Below are 16,104 nucleotides of genomic sequence, written 5' to 3' on the forward strand. Positions count from 1 at the left end.
CTCTGGAGGGTCACCCATTCGGGGCCGTCGACGCCGGACTGCTCCCGATGGGTTCCGGCGCTCACGCGTCCACTCCTCCGCTTTCGATGTCCGTGCCGTTTTCGAAGTGGGGACGGATCTTGTTGTCGAACATGGACAGTGCCGAGCCGATGGCCATGTGCATGTCCAGGTACTTGTAGGTACCGAGTCGTCCGCCGAACAGGACATCCTTTTCCGCCGCAGCGAGGTCGCGGTACTTGAGCAGCTTCTCGCGGTCCTCAGGGGTGTTGATCGGGTAGTACGGTTCGTCGCCCTTCTCCGCAAAACGGGAGAATTCGCGCATGATGACGGTCTTCTCCGTCTGGTAGTTGCGCTCCGGGTGGAAGTGGCGCGGTTCGATGATCCGGGTGTAGGGAACGTCGGCGTCGTTGTAGTTGACCACCGAGGTGCCCTGGAAGTCACCCTCGTCAAGCACTTCCTCTTCGAAGTCGATGGTGCGCCAGGAGAGGTCGCCTTCAACGTAGTCGAAGTACCGGTCCACCGGACCGGTGTAAACGACCGGGATGTTCCCGACGACCTTGGACTTGGAGTACTCGTGGGAATCATCGAAGAAGTCGGTGTTGAGGCGCACCTCGATGTTCGGGTGCTCCGCCATCTTCTCGATCCAGGCGGTGTAGCCGTTTGTCGGCAGGCCCTCGTACTTGTCGTTGAAGTAGCGGTTGTCGTAGTTGTAACGCACCGGGAGGCGGGAAATGATTCCTGCGGGCAGGTCCTTGGGATCGGTCTGCCACTGCTTGCCGGTGTAGTGCTTGATGAACGCCTCGTAGAGGGGGCGGCCGATCAGCTGGATGCCTTTGTCGTTGAGGTTCTGCGGATCCGTACCCGCAAGCTCGCCGGCCTGCTCCTGGATGAGCGCCTGGGCTTGGCCGGGGGTCATGTTCGCCCGGAAGAACTGGTTGATGGTGGCCAGGTTGATGGGCAGGGAGTAGACCTCGCCCTTGTGCACACCGTAGACCTTGTGGACGTAGTTGGTGAAGGTCGTGAAGCGGTTGACGTACTCCCAGACACGCTCATTGGAGGTGTGGAAGAGGTGGGCGCCGTAGCGGTGCACCTCGATTCCCGTCTGTTCTTCAGTTTCGCTGTAGGCATTGCCGCCGATGTGGTGCCGGCGGTCAAGGACCACGACCTTCAAGCCCAGCTCAGTGGCGGCCTGTTCTGCGATTGTCAGGCCAAAGAAGCCCGACCCGACGATGACGAGATCAGCAGTCACAAATTCTCCTGGTTAGAATGCGGGCAGCCCAATAGGGTGCATTGGGCTGCAAACCAAGACTACCTGAGATGATCCGCGCGTTTTCCGGAGCCCACGCGCACGGATCTGGAATCCGGCCCTGCCCCTGGCGCCCGGATCAGAAGGCGCCGGAACTCCCGCCGCTCCTGGAAGCAAACGCCAGGACCTTCTTTTCGAAGAGGAAGATGATCGCGGCCAGGGCCGGAACGACCATGGCCAGTCCGGCAAGCGGCAGTCCGCCGGTAATCGTCGGCACGCCAATGGTCAGGACAAAGAGCTGGGCCACAAGGGCCGCCGCCCGGGTCCAGCGGTATCCGCGGAAGAGGAAGTGGCCCACGGCAAACAGCCAGAGGGAGAACGCAAGCAAAAGTCCGAGGGTGAAAACCGCGCCCCAGAATGAAGCCACCGGTGCACCAGTGAGCAACTGGAACGCGTAGAGGCCGGCCGCAACCAGGAGGGCCAGCGCTTCAAGAAGGACGACGGCGGAAATCACGATGATCCCCAGCGGCCGCGGCCCTGTGCCCGGGGCGCTATGCGGGCCATCCGTCGACGGCGTCGCCGCGTTGTTGCGGAAGGGCTCGTTTGCGGGGTTCTCTGGGGGTATTGACACACTGGCACCCTACCGGACATAGTCAAATACCGGTGGCGCGACCGGTAGCCGATGTGATGCATCGCTCACGTTTCAGGGGCATTTCAAAGGCTTGAACCCCTTGTTTACACGGCGTTAACATGACACGCTTGATTCAGACGACCAAGGGGGCCCATTGGGTCCCCTTTTCCTATGAAGCCTCTCGTGAATATTTTCACAAAGGCTCGACAAGTTCTGACGAATGGAGTGACTGATCAGCATGGATTGGCGTAACCGCGCAGCCTGCCTCGACAAGGACCCGGAGCTTTTCTTCCCTGTGGGCAACACCGGGCCGGCCCTTCTCCAGATCGAAGAAGCAAAGAGCGTGTGCCGCCGCTGTCCCGTGGTGGACACCTGCCTCCAGTGGGCCCTTGAATCCGGCCAGGACGCCGGCGTCTGGGGCGGCATGAGCGAAGATGAACGCCGTGCCCTGAAGCGCCGCGCCGCACGGGCCCGCCGCGCTTCCTAGGCGACATCCCAAAAGCAAAAACAAAAATGTGGGGCGGGGCGGACCAGATGGTCCGCCCCGCCCCACATTTAACGTCCCTTAGTTGGGTCGCAGGCTCAGCACGATTTCAACAGAGGTGCCGCCGCCGTCGCGCGCGAACCAGCGGATGCTGCCTCCCAGTTCGCTGGTGACCAGCGTCCGGACGATCTGCAGCCCCAGGCCTTCGGAGTAGGAGCCTTCGGGCAGGCCGACGCCGTCATCGGAAATAGTGACCGTCAGCATCTCGTCGCCCTGGGTGCCCGTGGACCTGTCGGCGATCAGCCAGACGGTTCCCGCGCGGCCTTCAAGCCCGTGCTCGACGGCGTTCGTCACCAATTCGTTGATGACAAGCGCCAGCGGGGTGGCCAGGTCGCTCGGCAGCTCGCCGAACATGCCGGAGCGTTCTGTCCGGACATACTGCGACGGCGAAGCCACCTCCGCGGAAAGCCGGAACTGGCGGCCGATGAGCTCGTCGAAATCGACGCTCTGCGTCAAACCTTGGGAGAGCGTCTCGTGGACGAGCGCGATTGTCGCGACGCGCCGCATCGCCTGCTCAAGCCCTTGCTTCGCCTCATCGCTGACCATGCGCCGGGACTGCATCCGCAACAGTGCGGCCACGGTCTGCAGGTTGTTCTTCACGCGGTGGTGGATTTCCCGGATGGTGGCGTCCTTTGTCACCAGCTCAAGCTCGCGGCGACGGAGTTCGGACACATCGCGGCAGAGCACCAGGGCCCCGAAGCGCTGGTTCTCGTCGCGCAGCGGAATCGCCCTGAGGGAAAGGCTCACTCCCCTGGACTCGATCTCGCTCCGCCAGGGCATGCGTCCGGTAACCACCAGCGGCAGCGTCTCGTCAACCATCCGCCGGTCCTTGAGCAGGCCGGCGGTCACCTCGGCGAGGGACCGCCCTTCCAGCGTTTCCACCTCGCCGAGCCGGCGGAAAGCTGAAACACCATTAGGGCTGGCGTACTGGACGATTCCTTCAGCGTCGAGCCGGATCAGGCCGTCGCCGACGCGGGGCGCGCCCCGGCGGGAACCCGTGGGCGAAGCGAAATCCGGCCACAGGCCCAGGGTTCCCATCCGCAGCAGGTCGTAGGCACACTGCCGGTAGGTCAACTCCAAGCGGGACGGCATCCTGGAACTTGAAAGGTCCATGTGCGAGGTGACGACGGCGAGGGTCCTGCCGTTGCGCACCATCGGCACCGCTTCCACCCGCAGCGCCATTTCGCTGCTCCAGCTGGTTTCACTGGAGCGCTCGATGGCCCGGCTGTTCCAGGCCTTGTCGACAAGGGGGCGGAGATCGGAGCGGATCCCCTCCCCCACGAAGTCGGCATGGAACACCGTGTGGCTGGTGGACGGACGCACGTGGGCCAGCGCGATGTACCCGAACTCAGGGTGCGGGAACCACAACGCCAGGTCCGCGAACGCCAGGTCGGCGACCATCTGCCAGTCGCCGACCAGGAGGTGCAGCCATTCGGCATCTCCAGGCCCGAAATCAGCGTGCTCCCTGATGGGGTCCGTAAAGATTGCCACTGCACCTCCAGATAGCCGCAGGAATCCTAGCGGCGGACGATTGACCTCAAGAGCCTCAATGCTACCGACAGGGAGGCCATGTCGTCGGCTTCCAGGGCGTTGACCTCATCGAACATGCTCTTCGCGCGGCCCAGCTGCTCCGCGTTCAGGACCTCCCAGGCCTTCAGGCGGTCTTCCGCATCGCTTCCGCTGTCGCTGGACTCAAGCACCGACGTCGTGATGTCCGCGACGGTCGAGTAGAGATCGTCGCGAAGGGCAGCACGGGCCAGCGCCTGCCAGCGGTCGTCCCGCGGCAGGGCGCTGATGCGCTCCAGCAGCGAGTCCACATGGAAGCGGTTGAAGACCGTGTAGTAGACGTGGCTGACTTCCTCCACGCGGATGGAGCGGCTCTGAGCAATCCGTGCGATATCCAGCAGCACGAAGCTTTCGAACAGCTCGGACCAGCGGTGTGCCAGGGCTTCCGGCAGCTCCCATTCCCGGCCGCGCTCAAGCCAACCGAGGACGCGTGCCTTGTCTTCACCCCGCAGGTAGTCCAGCAGCCGCGACCGCATGGGATCGAGCATGGGCTTGAAGGCTGCGACAATCTCGGCAATCGGCTTTCCTGCCATGCCCTGGGCCAGGAGCCAGCGCACGGCGCGGTCAAGCAGGCGGCGGATGTCCAGGTGGACGGTGCTCCAGTGCTCGGTGGGGAAGGATGCCGGGAGTGCGTTGAGTTCCGCGACCATCGAGTCCAGTTCGTAGACTTCGCGCAGCGCAACGAAGGCCTTGGCTACTGCGACCTCGCTGGCCGAGGTTTCTTCCATGGTGCGGAACGCGAACGTGATGCCGCCAAGGTTGATCATGTCGTTCGCCACGACGGTGGCGATGATCTCCCGGCGCAGCGGGTGCGAGTCCAGCTCGGCATCGAAACGGTCGCGCAGCTGCTGCGGGAAGTACTCGCGGATCGTCCTGCGGAACCACGGATCGTCGGCAAGGTCGGACCGTCCCAGCGCGGAGGCCAGTTCGATCTTGGCGTAGGCCGCCAGCACCGAAAGTTCCGGGGAGGTCAGGCCCTGGCCTTGAGCCAAGCGTTCGCGCAGGGTGGCGGTGGTGGGCAGCGCTTCAAGGTCGCGCTTGAGGTCGGCGTGCTGTTCCAGCCAGTCCATCAGGCGCTCGTAGCTCGGGCTCCAGTCCGCCACCCGGGTACGGTCGTTGAGCAGCAGGATGTTCTGGTCGATGTTGTCTTCCAGCACCAGCCGGCCGACTTCGTCCGTCATGTCGGAAAGGAAATCCGCGCGCTCGGCGGCGTCGAGCTTGCCTGCCTTGACCATGCGGTCAACGAAGATCTTGATGTTCACTTCATGGTCCGAGCAGTCGACACCGGCGGAGTTGTCGATCGCGTCCGTGTTCAGGATGATCCCCTGCAGCGCGGCTTCAATGCGGCCACGCTGGGTGAGGCCGAGGTTACCGCCTTCGCCGACCACCTTCACGCGGAGTTCACGGCCGTCAACACGGATGGCGTCGTTGGCTTTGTCGCCGACCTGCGCATTGGACTCCGTGCTCGCCTTCACGTAGGTGCCGATGCCGCCGTTGTACAGGAGGTCCGCCGGGGCCAGCAGGATCGCGCGGAGCAGTTCCGGCGGGCTCAGCTGCACGGTGCCTTCAGGCAGTCCCAGTGCAACGCGGGCCTGTTCCGAAACCGGAATGACCTTCGCCTGGCGCGGGAACACCCCGCCGCCTTCGCTGATAAGGCTGCGGTCGTAATCGTCCCAGGAAGAGCGGGGAAGCTCGAAGAGGCGCTGGCGCTCGGCGAAGGAGCTGGCAGCATCCGGGTTCGGATCCAGGAAGATGTGGCGGTGGTCGAAAGCCGCAATGAGGCGGATATGGCGGGACAGCAGCATGCCGTTGCCGAAGACGTCGCCGGACATGTCGCCGACGCCGACCACCGTGAACTCTTCGCTCTGGGTGTCCAGGTCCAGCTCGCTGAAGTGGCGCTTTACGGATTCCCACGCGCCGCGGGCCGTGATGCCCATGGCCTTGTGGTCGTAGCCGACGGATCCGCCGGAAGCGAAGGCATCTCCGAGCCAGAAGCCGTACTCCATGGCGAGGCCGTTGGCGATGTCGGAGAAGGTGGCGGTTCCCTTGTCGGCAGCGACAACCAGGTAGGAATCGTCGCCGTCCTGCCGGACAACGTTCGACGGCGGCATGATCGTTTCGCCGTCGGCGTCGCTGACGAGGTTGTCAGTGATGTCGAGCAGCCCGCGGATGAAGATCTTGTAGCATTCGACGCCTTCGGCCATCCAGGCCGCACGGTCGACAGCGGGGTCCGGAAGCTGCTTGGCGTAGAAGCCGCCCTTGGCACCCGTGGGAACGATGACCGCATTCTTGACTGTCTGTGCCTTCACCAGGCCAAGGATCTCAGTGCGGAAATCCTCACGGCGGTCGGACCAGCGCAGGCCGCCGCGGGCTACCTTGCCGAAGCGCAGGTGCACGCCCTCGACGCGTGGAGAGTACACCCAGATCTCGAACATCGGCCGCGGGAACGGCAGTCCGTCGATCTGCGTCGGATCGAGCTTGAAGCTAAGGTAGCCCTTGCCCTGGAAGAAGTTCGTCCGGAGGGTGGACTCGATCAGGTTGACGAAAGTACGCAGCACGCGGTCGGCGTCGAGTGTCGCCACCTGGTCGATGGATTCGGCAAGCCGGGCGCGCGCGGCCTCCTGCCGTTCTTCGCGGGTGCCGTCCTCGACGGCAGGATCGAAACGGGCGGCGAAAAGTTCCAGAAGGCCATGGGCAACCTCGGCGTTCGAAAGCAAGGTGTCCGCAATGAACTCGAAGGAGTTGGTGTTGCCCATCTGGCGCATGTACTTCGCGTAGGCACGCAGCATGACGACCTGGCGCCAGTGCATGCCTTCGCGCAGGACAAGCCGGTCAAAGCTGTCTGATTCGACGGACGAGGTCACCGCGGCCGCGAACGACTCCGCTAGCAGCTTGCCGGTGGCAATCGGATCGACTCCGGCCGGGTACTTGAGGCCAAGATCGTAGAGGAAGAAGTCGCGGTGATCGGCGGTTTCGATTTCGAAGGGCCGTTCGTCGAGGACTTCCAGGCCCAGGTTGTGGAAGTAGGGCAGGATCTGGCTGAGGCTCTTGGGTTCGAGGAGGTACAGCTTGACCCGGGCGTCTTCTTCGAGCACTTCGCCGGCTCCCTTGGGGAGGTAGACGTGCACTCCGGGAACCGCTTGGGCAGTTTGGCCCTGGATGGCCGTAGCCGCTCCGTATTCCTCGAAGCGGGCAATGTCTTCGAGGGCGTCCTCGACTTCGAAGTCCACCCGGTAGCTCGCGGGGAACGCTTCGGCCCACACTGCCGAGCGGCGTTCGGCTTCCTCACCGCTCCAGCGTTCACGGACTACTTCGGCGATACCTTCGCCCCAGGACCGGGAGGCGCGGACAAGCCGCTTCTCGAGTGCTGCGGCGTCGACGTCGCCGAGTTCTGCTTCGCGGGGCAGCCTGATCCGGAAGAACACCCGGGCGAGGGCCGACTCGGTGATGCGCGCTTCGTAGTCGATGCTCTCGGCGGCGAAGGTCTCGCGGAGTTCCTGCTCGATGCGGAGCCGGACGTTGGTGGTGTAGCGGTCGCGGGGAAGGTAGACCACGGCGGACATGAAGCGCCCGTAGATGTCGGGACGCAGGAACAGCTTGGTCCGGCGGCGTTCCTGGAGCCGCTGGATGCCGAGGGCTGTTTCCGCGAGGTCTTCGGTCTCGATCTGGAAGAGCTCATCCCTGGGGTAGGTCTCCAGGATGCCCAGCAGGTCCTTGCCGGAGTGGGAGTCGCGGGGGAAGCCCGCGGAGCCGAGGACGGCGTCCACCTTCTCCCGGACAATCGGGATATTGCGCACGGAACCGGTGTAGGCGCTGGTGGCGAACAGGCCGATGAAGCGGCGTTCGCCGTTCACGTTGCCTGCGGCATCGAAACTCTTGACCCCGATGTAGTCCAGGTACGCCGGGCGGTGCACTGTTGAACGGGAGTTTGCCTTGGTGATCACGAGGGCACGCTTTTCGCGGGCCTTGCGGCGTCCGGCGTCGGTGAGGTGCTGGATCTGGTGCGGGTGGTCACCTGCGCGCAGCAGGCCGAGTCCGCTTTCTTCGCGCAATTCGAGGACGTCTTCGCCGTTCTCGGTGATGAGGTCGTATTCCCGGTAGCCGAGGAAAGTGAAGTTGCCATTGTCCAGCCAACGGAGCAGGTCCTGGGTCTGGCGAAGTTCGGCGATGTCTTCCGGGTGGGTCACCTTGTCCAGGGACGACGCAAGTTCGAGGGCCTTGCTGCGCATCTTGGGCCAGTCCTCGACGGCGACACGGACATCGCGCAGGACCCGGCGGATCCCGTCGAGCAGTTCCCCTTGGGCGGATTCCGGGACGCGGTCGATTTCGACGGCGATCCAGGACTCCATGTGCGAGGCGTTGCGGCCTTCGGCGAAAAGCCGGGAGACGTCCGGCAACGCGGCCGTGTCACCGCTGGAAATACCGACGGTGGCGGGCACCCTGGCTACACCGGCGAGTTCGCCGTCTGCATCACGGGAGACAACGAAGAGCGGGTGCATCACCAAGCGGATTGCGCAGCCTTGGCGAACGAGTTCTGCATTGACCGAGTCGACGAGGAAGGGCATGTCGTCGGTGACGATGTAGACGATGCTGCGGTCCGCCTCGTCGGTTACGCGGATGTTCGCACTGCCGGGGGTGCGCTTGCCGGCAACCTCCCGGTGGGCGAGGGCACGGGCGTTAAGCTGTTCCGCGGAGTAGCCGCGTGCGTCCTCCTCTGCCAGATGCTCGTAGTAGTCTCCGAGGAAACCTTCACGGCCCACACCAGTTGCGGAACGGTCTTCCACGCTGGATCCTGACGACATCGACACACGCCTCCATCACATCTTTATTGCTGCGTCTTTGCAGCCCACATGGCGAGCCTAACGCTTAAGCAATCGCCTTGCTCTGGATGGGCGTACAGAGGATCTGCTATTTCCCTGGACAGGCGCACAAACCAGTCCGGCGATGGCTTGCCGCAGCGGTGATTCCGGGGCGACCTCAAAGAGGACCGACCCGGAGAGGAGGGCCGCATCGCAACTCGCGGGGTCGGCCGGCAGGAAGGCCTCAATGTCGCCGCCGGGAGCGTACCGCTGCCAGGCTTCGCGCAGCTGGCGTTCGGGAGAGCGGCCGGCTGCTGACGCCCGGACCTTGTTGAGGACAATCCTGGGCGTCACGTGCGGCACGGCATTTTCCAGTTCCGCCAATCCGCGGACAAGCCGGGGCACTCCGATCGCGTCCGCCGAGCCGACGGCGAACACTGCATCCGCCACCTCCAGGCTCCTCAGGGTCGCTGCGTTACGCCGCGGGGCCATGGTGTCAAAGCTCAGTTCTTCGTCCGCCTCAAGGCAGAATCCTGCGTCGACGACTATGACGTCGGCGATCTTCCTCGACTGTTCGAAGACGGTGGAGAGCGCGGCGGCACGAAGTTCCGTCCAGCGGTCCGCCCTCGTGATCCCCGTCAGGACCCGGAATTCTCCCGACTTGGTGAAGACCGAGGCCGAGACTTTCTTCAGGGAATCTTCATCCAAGAGACCCTGCTCCGCGAGGCGGCATGCCTGGGCCAGGCCCGCAGACTCGTCGAGCAGTCCCAGTGTTGCAGCCAGGCTTGCACCGTAACTATCGGCATCGACCAGCAGGACCGCCTTGCCTTCAGCGGCAAGTTCGGCCGCGATGTTCGCTGCCAGGAGTGTGCGGCCAGGAGCGCCGGCCGGGCCCCAGACCGCAATGATCTCGCCGGTACCGCTTGGTTCAGGCACATCTTCCGCAGGCACCGGCGCGGAGGCCCGCAGGCCGGCGGACGGGTCGGCGAGGCCTGCATCCCATCCATCCGCATGACGGGGGCCGCGTCCGGTCAGCTGGTGTACGGCGTCGGAAATTTTCGCAGCCAGTCCCGGCGCATCGACGTCGGGAAGGGCCGTCACTACACCGATCGCGCGTAAGCGCGCGGATTCATCAGGGTCCGCAACAAGTCCGACGACGGCAACGCCCACGGCGGACAGCCGGTCCACAAGTGATGCGGTCAGCTCCTCGCTGCCTTCGGCTACGACGGCGGCCCGCGCCAGTCCGCTTTGGCAGGCAGCAAGGAGTTCGGCGAGCTCATCGCAACGGCGGACCACGGTCACCGGGCCATGGAGTCTTTCAAGCCCGCCGACGAAATCCTCATGGGACCGTCCGACGGTAACAACCGGGATGCTCATTTCGAGGTTCCTGCGGGGTTCCACACCACGGCGACCTTCGCTTTGTTCGCCTGGGCGCCCAGCAACTTAGGCATCTGTTCGTCAGTCACGAGAACCAGCACGACGGTTTCCTTCGACGCGCCGAGCGCGGACGAGCCTTCGTTGACCTGGGCGATCTCAGCACCCGGCAGCAGAAGGCGGGGTTCGGCGAAGCCATTCTGCGCATCCGGCAAGGAGACCCAGACGTCAACGCGCGAACCGGGGACGGCCTGCGGAGGCAAGGAGTCCTCAACCGTAACGGCGACCGGCTTGCGGTCCAGGGCATCGGCCTCCCCCAGGCTTTCCTTGGGCAGCAACTGGTTCTTGGCGATCCGCTGGACAGCAACCTTGCCCTCGGGAAGTCCGCCCTCCACCGTGACGTAACCGGATTCGACATCGTCAAGCCGGACCTTGACCACGGAGACATCGTCCTTGTCCAGCTTCTGGCCGACTGCGATACCTTCACGGGCCACGTAGACCTGCACGGTGCGGTCCGCAGCCCCGACCAAGGCGATGACCCCTGCCACGGAGGCCAGCACGAGGAGGATTCCGACGAGCAACCTGGGATCCTTCCACGACGGCTTCCTAAGCCGCGCGGCCGCGGCGGTGGTGTTCGCACTCATGATCGGATCTCCCCTGGTTCTCACGGACGGCGCGCGGGCCGGAAGTCGCATTCATTCTGACGGCTCCCGCGCGGGTTCCAAAGTCAAGGCCCTCAAATCCCATCAAATTGTGGATAACCGGATCAAAGGTTTCGAAAAGTGGCAAAATGGAGTCATGCCCCGTTTCCTTACCCTCGCAGACGTCGCCGAGCAGCTGCAGATCAATTCGCCGCAGGCCTATGCCCTTGTGCGGAGCGGCGAACTCAAGGCCATCCAGGTGGGCGGCCGGGGCCAGTGGCGCGTTGAAGAAACCATGCTGGAGCAATACATCCAGGAACGCTACGCGGAGGCCAGCCGCATGATCGAAGAAGCGAAGGCCAAGTCTTCCCACTCCTAGCGGAACGGCCTAGATTTCCGGGCCCCGCAACGAGCGCAACGCCGTCATCGCCGCAAACGGCACCGTCACGACGGAGCTGACATTCGCACGACGCCGGGGATCCCCCGTTGTCGCCGCCAGGTCAAAATGATCTTTTCCAACGCGGTCAATAACGCCCGCCAACGCGGTCTCCTGCTGCGACAACAGATGTACCGAAACATCGGAGCGGTCCCTGGCCAGCCCTCGCAGGGCACTGGCCAATCCCAGCCGCGATCGCACGCCCGAATCCTGCACGACCCTGCGGCCCACGCCCTGGTAACTCACCACAGCCGAATACGGCACGAGCCACTGATGCGGGGCTTCGTTCAGCACGAGCCATTCACTGCCCACGTGCGCCAGGACCCCTGAAATCCGCCTGCCGGAGGACAACAGGACGCCAACGTCCCCGCCCAATGACGCCCGCAGCCGGTCCGATAAGGCAATCCCGGCCATTTCCACACGGGCGCGTTCCGAGATCTCGGATTCCAGCGCAAGCCTTTGCTCTTCGGCGAGTTGCGCCTCCATGTCCCGAAAGAGGGCATCCCATCGCATGACGCCAGCGTAAGCGCGCCCATCAAGAGGGTCAATTCCTCGCCGAACACCACCACGACTAGACAAAACAGCAGATACGTGTTCAAACTTATTCAAGATTCATCAAATGACATCAAACAGCATCAAACCGAGGAGAATCCCATGAATGCAATGGAAAGGCCCCTTCGGCATGACGCCGCGATGGCGGCAGCCATTCTGTCCCTGGGCATCCTGCTCCTGGGACTCGGGGTTGTGCTGGTGGAACGTTGGAGGGCCTCGGCCGCCCGCAACCAGGACCTCATGTTCACTGACGTCATCGGTTTCGCAGCCGCCGGAGCCGGCATCTTGATCGTCGCGTGGTGGTTCCTGTCGCTGGTGTTGGCCTTCATATCAGCGATATGCCAGAAGGCCGGCCACGCCGCGGGCGCGAAAGCCAGCGGCCGCCTGGCCCCGTTGTTCATGCGGCGCTTGGCTTTGGCTATCCTGGGCCTGAATCTGCTCGGCGCCCCTTTGGCCCACGCCTCCACGCCTGAAATTGATGCGGCGTGGTCGGCCCCGGCATCATCCACCGCGATCAGTGCCGGATGGAACCCGCTCCAGGAACCGGACAAGCCGGCCCGGATGGCAGCCCAGGCAACAACAGTGCTGGCAGCGCTCGAGGGCCGGGAAGTTGCGCACCAGGCCGGCGCCGCGGCTTTGGACCCACGCTGGCAACCGCGGAGGCCCCCGGCCGATCCCGGCCTCCTCGGCACCAAGGTCACCCGGGCCGCCCAACAGGCGGATCCTTCAGGGGCACGCGAAGTAGTCGTCGTGCGCGGTGATTCATTGTGGAGCATTGCCGCCAAGGACCTCGGCGCGGGCGCGAGCGAAACAGACATCGCCGGCCACTGGCCCAAGTGGTACGCAGCCAACAAAGACGTCATCGGCAGCGATCCCGGACTGATTGTCCCAGGGCAAATTCTCCAGGCACCACCGAAGAACTGACAGCAACCCACCCAAGACAGGCAAGGATCCACGTCATGAGCGCAGCAACCGCAGTCCTCCCCCTTCCCTCCGCCCGCAGGAGCCACGCCGAAGCTGGAACACCGCGGCCGGCTTCCGGAAAGCACGATGTGCGCATGCACGCCCTTCGCATTGCCCAAGCCGCCCTCGAAGTGCTGGCAGGAACCCGCCCGGCCCAGCAGTTGTCGCGCTCCATGGATCCGGCCTGCTTTGCGTCACTCCAGCACCGGGCTGCACTGACCCGTGTCCACACCGCCCGCACCGGCAGTGGCCGGCCCCGGTTGCATCGCAATCCCCAAGTCCGATCCGTCCACGCCTGTGCCGTCAGCGAGACCGTCTACGAAACGGCACTGGTCGTCAGCGAAGACCTTCGGTCCCGCGCCGTGGCCATGCGCCTCGAGTTGAGCAACGGCGCCTGGAAGGTGACAGCCCTCCAGATCGGTTGAACCCGCGCACCGCATGAAAACGGCGGGCAACGGAATCCACGCGGACAAGGGAAGGCATTGAATGCAAACCCCAATAGATGAATGAGGACCGGAACAGGTGTTCCGGTCCTCATTTCCTTCACCGCATGATCAGTCCGCCGACGGCGGCACGGAATCAGCGCCGCTTCTTGCGGGGGGCCTTGCGGGCTTTGTCGTCAGCAGCGGCCTTTGCAGGGTTGCCTGAGCGTCCGCCTCCGGACCGGCCCTCTACACGCGTCTGGCTCGCACCGTCCTCGCCGGGAGCGGTGTACTGCAGCTGTGCGGGACGCTCGGGTGCCTGCAGACCGGCCGCGCGGATCTGCGGATCGTGGTGCTCGGTGTGGGCTCCTTCCGCGCTGTCATCGGCGACCAGGACGTCTTCTGCCGGGGTGACCTCGACCTCAAGGTTGAACAGGAACCCGACACTTTCTTCACGGATGGCTTCCATCATTCCCTGGAACAGGGTGAAGCCTTCGCGCTGGTACTCGACCAGCGGATCGCGCTGCGCCATGGCGCGCAGGCCGATGCCTTCCTTGAGGTAGTCCATCTCGTAGAGGTGTTCCTGCCACTTGCGGCCAAGCACGGACAGGACCACCCGTCGTTCGAGCTCACGCATGTTCTCGGAACCGATGGCTTCCTCGCGTGCCTTGTAGACGAGCTGGGCGTCGGACAGGATTTCGTTCTTCAGGAATTCCACGGTCACGCGGGACTTGCCGCCGGCCTCGTCGATGATGTCCTGTGCGGATACTGTCACCGGGTAAAGCGTCTTGAGGTTGGTCCACAACTGGTTGTAGTCCCAGTCGTCGCCGCTGCCCTCGGCCGTTGCCGCATCGATGAAAGCATTGATGGTGTCTTCGAGGAAGAACTGGACCTTCTCGTGGAGGTCGTCGCCTTCGAGGATCCGGCGGCGGTCACCATAGATCGCTTCGCGCTGGCGGTTCAGCACGTCGTCGTACTTGAGCACGTTCTTGCGCTGCTCGGCGTTGCGGCCTTCCACCTGGCCCTGGGCGGAAGCGATCGCACGGGACACCAGCTTGGACTCAAGCGCGACGTCGTCCGGCACGGAGCTGTTCATCAGCCGCTCTGCCGCGCCCGAATTGAACAGGCGCATCAGGTCGTCGGTCAGGGACAGGTAGAAGCGGGACTCCCCCGGGTCGCCCTGACGGCCGGAACGGCCACGGAGCTGGTTGTCAATGCGGCGGGATTCGTGGCGTTCTGTGCCGAGGACATACAGTCCGCCGAGCTCGAGCACCTCCTGGTGCTCGTCCTTGACCGCCTGCTTGGCTGCCTCAAGCGCTTCAGGCCATGCTGCTTCGTATTCCTCGGAGTTTTCCTCCGGGTCGAGGCCACGCTTGGCGAGTTCAGCGATCGCAGTGAATTCCGCGTTGCCGCCGAGCATGATGTCCGTACCACGGCCTGCCATGTTGGTCGCAACGGTTACTGCACCCTTACGGCCTGCCTGGGCGACGATGGCGGCTTCACGTGCGTGGTTCTTGGCGTTCAGCACCTCGTGGCGGATACCTTCCTTGGCCAGGAGCCGGGAGAGGTATTCGCTCTTTTCGACGCTGGTGGTACCGACAAGCACAGGCTGGCCCGATTCGTGGCGTTCGGCGATGTCCTTGACCACGGCATCGAACTTCACGATTTCGTTCTTATAGACAAGGTCCGGCTGGTCGATGCGCTGCATGGGCCGGTTGGTGGGGATCGGAACCACGCCGAGCTTGTAGGTGCTCATGAATTCAGCAGCCTCGGTCTCGGCCGTGCCGGTCATGCCGGAGAGCTTCTCGTACATGCGGAAGTAGTTCTGCAGGGTCACCGTGGCGAGCGTCTGGTTTTCGGCCTTGATCTCGACATTTTCCTTGGCCTCGATGGCCTGGTGCATGCCTTCGTTGTAGCGGCGTCCGGCCAGGATGCGTCCGGTGTGCTCGTCGACGATCAGCACCTCGCCGTCGAGGATCACGTAGTCTTTGTCGCGCTTGAACAGTTCCTTGGCCTTGATGGCGTTGTTGAGGAAGCCGATGAGTGGAGTGTTGGCGGATTCGTAGAGGTTCTGGATGCCGAGGTAGTCCTCGACCTTTTCGATGCCGGATTCGAGCACGCCCACAGTGCGCTTTTTTTCGTCGACTTCGTAGTCGGTTTCCGGCTGGAGCCGCTGGACAACCTTGGCGAATTCGCTGTACCAGCGGTTGGTGTCGCCCTGCGCAGGGCCGGAAATGATGAGCGGGGTACGGGCCTCATCGATGAGGATGGAGTCCACTTCGTCGACGATGGCGAAGTGGTGGCCGCGCTGGACCAGCTCGGACTTGTCCCACGCCATGTTGTCGCGCAGGTAGTCGAAGCCGAATTCGTTGTTGGTGCCGTAGGTGATGTCGGCGGCATACTGCTCGCGGCGGGCAGAAGGGTCCTGCTTGGAGAGGATGCAGCCGCTGCTCAGGCCCAGGAAACGGTAGACGCGGCCCATGAGCTCGGACTGGTACTCGGCGAGGTAGTCGTTGACCGTAACGACGTGGACGCCTTTTCCGGTGAGGGCGTTGAGGTAGGCGGGGGCAGTAGCTACGAGGGTCTTGCCTTCACCGGTCTTCATTTCGGCGATATTGCCAAGGTGCAGGGCCGCACCGCCCATCAGCTGGACGTCGAAGTGCCGCATGCCGAGGGTACGGGAGGACGCTTCGCGCACTGCCGCAAAGGCTTCGGGAAGCAGGGCGTCGAGGTGCTCGCCGTCCTTGTAGCGCGCCCGGAGGACGTCGGTCTCTTCGCGGAGCTCGGCGTCGGTGAAAGTCTTGAAGGAATCTTCAAGGGCATTGATGGAATCGGCATAGCTCCGCAGCTGCTTCAGGGTCTTTTTGTCACCCGTGCGGAGAAGTTTTTCGATAAGTGATGCCACGTGAAGTTGCTCCCAGTCTCAAGCT

The 16,104-nt window shown here is 63.8% G+C and carries 12 protein-coding genes; 4 read left to right on the forward strand and 8 right to left on the reverse strand.

All coding sequences use genetic code 11. The features are described from left to right. Positions 1-61: 61 nt before the first annotated feature. A complete protein-coding gene (glf, locus tag BIU82_RS01920) occupies positions 62-1,249 on the reverse strand; it encodes a UDP-galactopyranose mutase (protein WP_070347747.1) in 1,188 nt (395 codons plus the stop codon). Positions 1,250-1,385: 136 nt separating this feature from the next. Next, entirely contained in the window at positions 1,386-1,772 is a 387-nt protein-coding gene (locus tag BIU82_RS01925; protein ID WP_253182661.1) for a hypothetical protein, read from the reverse strand. Positions 1,773-2,115: 343 nt separating this feature from the next. On the opposite strand from BIU82_RS01925, the gene BIU82_RS01930 reads away from it, so the two are divergent. Next, positions 2,116-2,364, forward strand: coding sequence for a WhiB family transcriptional regulator (locus BIU82_RS01930; RefSeq protein WP_003804966.1), 249 nt, complete (start codon positions 2,116-2,118; stop codon positions 2,362-2,364). Positions 2,365-2,442: 78 nt separating this feature from the next. Here the strand turns inward: BIU82_RS01930 and BIU82_RS01935 are convergent, their stop codons facing one another. The 4 genes from BIU82_RS01935 to BIU82_RS01950 are packed head-to-tail and all read right to left on the reverse strand — an operon-like array spanning position 2,443 to position 10,804. Then, on the reverse strand, positions 2,443-3,912 hold the full coding sequence (locus tag BIU82_RS01935; protein ID WP_070347749.1) for a PAS domain-containing sensor histidine kinase: 1,470 nt from the start codon (positions 3,910-3,912) through the stop codon (positions 2,443-2,445). 26 nt (positions 3,913-3,938) lie between these two features. Then, the gene (locus BIU82_RS01940; protein ID WP_070347750.1) at positions 3,939-8,789 is read right to left on the reverse strand and encodes an NAD-glutamate dehydrogenase; all 4,851 of its coding nucleotides are present in this window, start codon (positions 8,787-8,789) and stop codon (positions 3,939-3,941) included. 57 nt (positions 8,790-8,846) lie between these two features. Next, entirely contained in the window at positions 8,847-10,163 is a 1,317-nt protein-coding gene (locus BIU82_RS01945) for a chromosome partitioning protein (protein ID WP_070347751.1), read from the reverse strand. After that, on the reverse strand, positions 10,160-10,804 hold the full coding sequence (locus tag BIU82_RS01950; protein ID WP_070347752.1) for an SAF domain-containing protein: 645 nt from the start codon (positions 10,802-10,804) through the stop codon (positions 10,160-10,162). Before BIU82_RS01950 ends, BIU82_RS01945 begins: the two co-directional genes overlap by 4 nt. Before the next feature lie 154 nt (positions 10,805-10,958). Here BIU82_RS01950 and BIU82_RS01955 point away from each other — a divergent pair, with 154 nt between their 5' ends. Further along, positions 10,959-11,180: a helix-turn-helix domain-containing protein gene (locus BIU82_RS01955; protein ID WP_070347753.1), complete on the forward strand. Its 222-nt coding sequence runs from the start codon at positions 10,959-10,961 to the stop codon at positions 11,178-11,180. A 9-nt stretch (positions 11,181-11,189) separates the two neighbouring features. Here the strand turns inward: BIU82_RS01955 and BIU82_RS01960 are convergent, their stop codons facing one another. Further along, positions 11,190-11,750, reverse strand: coding sequence for a hypothetical protein (locus BIU82_RS01960; RefSeq protein WP_070347754.1), 561 nt, complete (start codon positions 11,748-11,750; stop codon positions 11,190-11,192). A 141-nt stretch (positions 11,751-11,891) separates the two neighbouring features. Here BIU82_RS01960 and BIU82_RS01965 point away from each other — a divergent pair, with 141 nt between their 5' ends. Then, positions 11,892-12,713 carry a hypothetical protein gene (locus tag BIU82_RS01965; protein WP_139146461.1) on the forward strand — a complete coding sequence of 274 codons (822 nt, stop codon included), beginning with the start codon at positions 11,892-11,894 and terminating at the stop codon, positions 12,711-12,713. A 35-nt stretch (positions 12,714-12,748) separates the two neighbouring features. Beyond that, a complete protein-coding gene (locus tag BIU82_RS01970; protein WP_070347756.1) occupies positions 12,749-13,177 on the forward strand; it encodes an Rv3235 family protein in 429 nt (142 codons plus the stop codon). A gap of 154 nt (positions 13,178-13,331) precedes the next feature. Here the strand turns inward: BIU82_RS01970 and secA are convergent, their stop codons facing one another. Further along, the gene (secA, locus tag BIU82_RS01975) at positions 13,332-16,079 is read right to left on the reverse strand and encodes a preprotein translocase subunit SecA (protein ID WP_070347757.1); all 2,748 of its coding nucleotides are present in this window, start codon (positions 16,077-16,079) and stop codon (positions 13,332-13,334) included. Between the last annotated feature and the right edge of the window lie 25 nt (positions 16,080-16,104).

Origin of the sequence: Arthrobacter sp. SW1 (assembly GCF_001766675.1) — a bacterium.
Classification (GTDB): domain Bacteria; phylum Actinomycetota; class Actinomycetes; order Actinomycetales; family Micrococcaceae; genus Arthrobacter.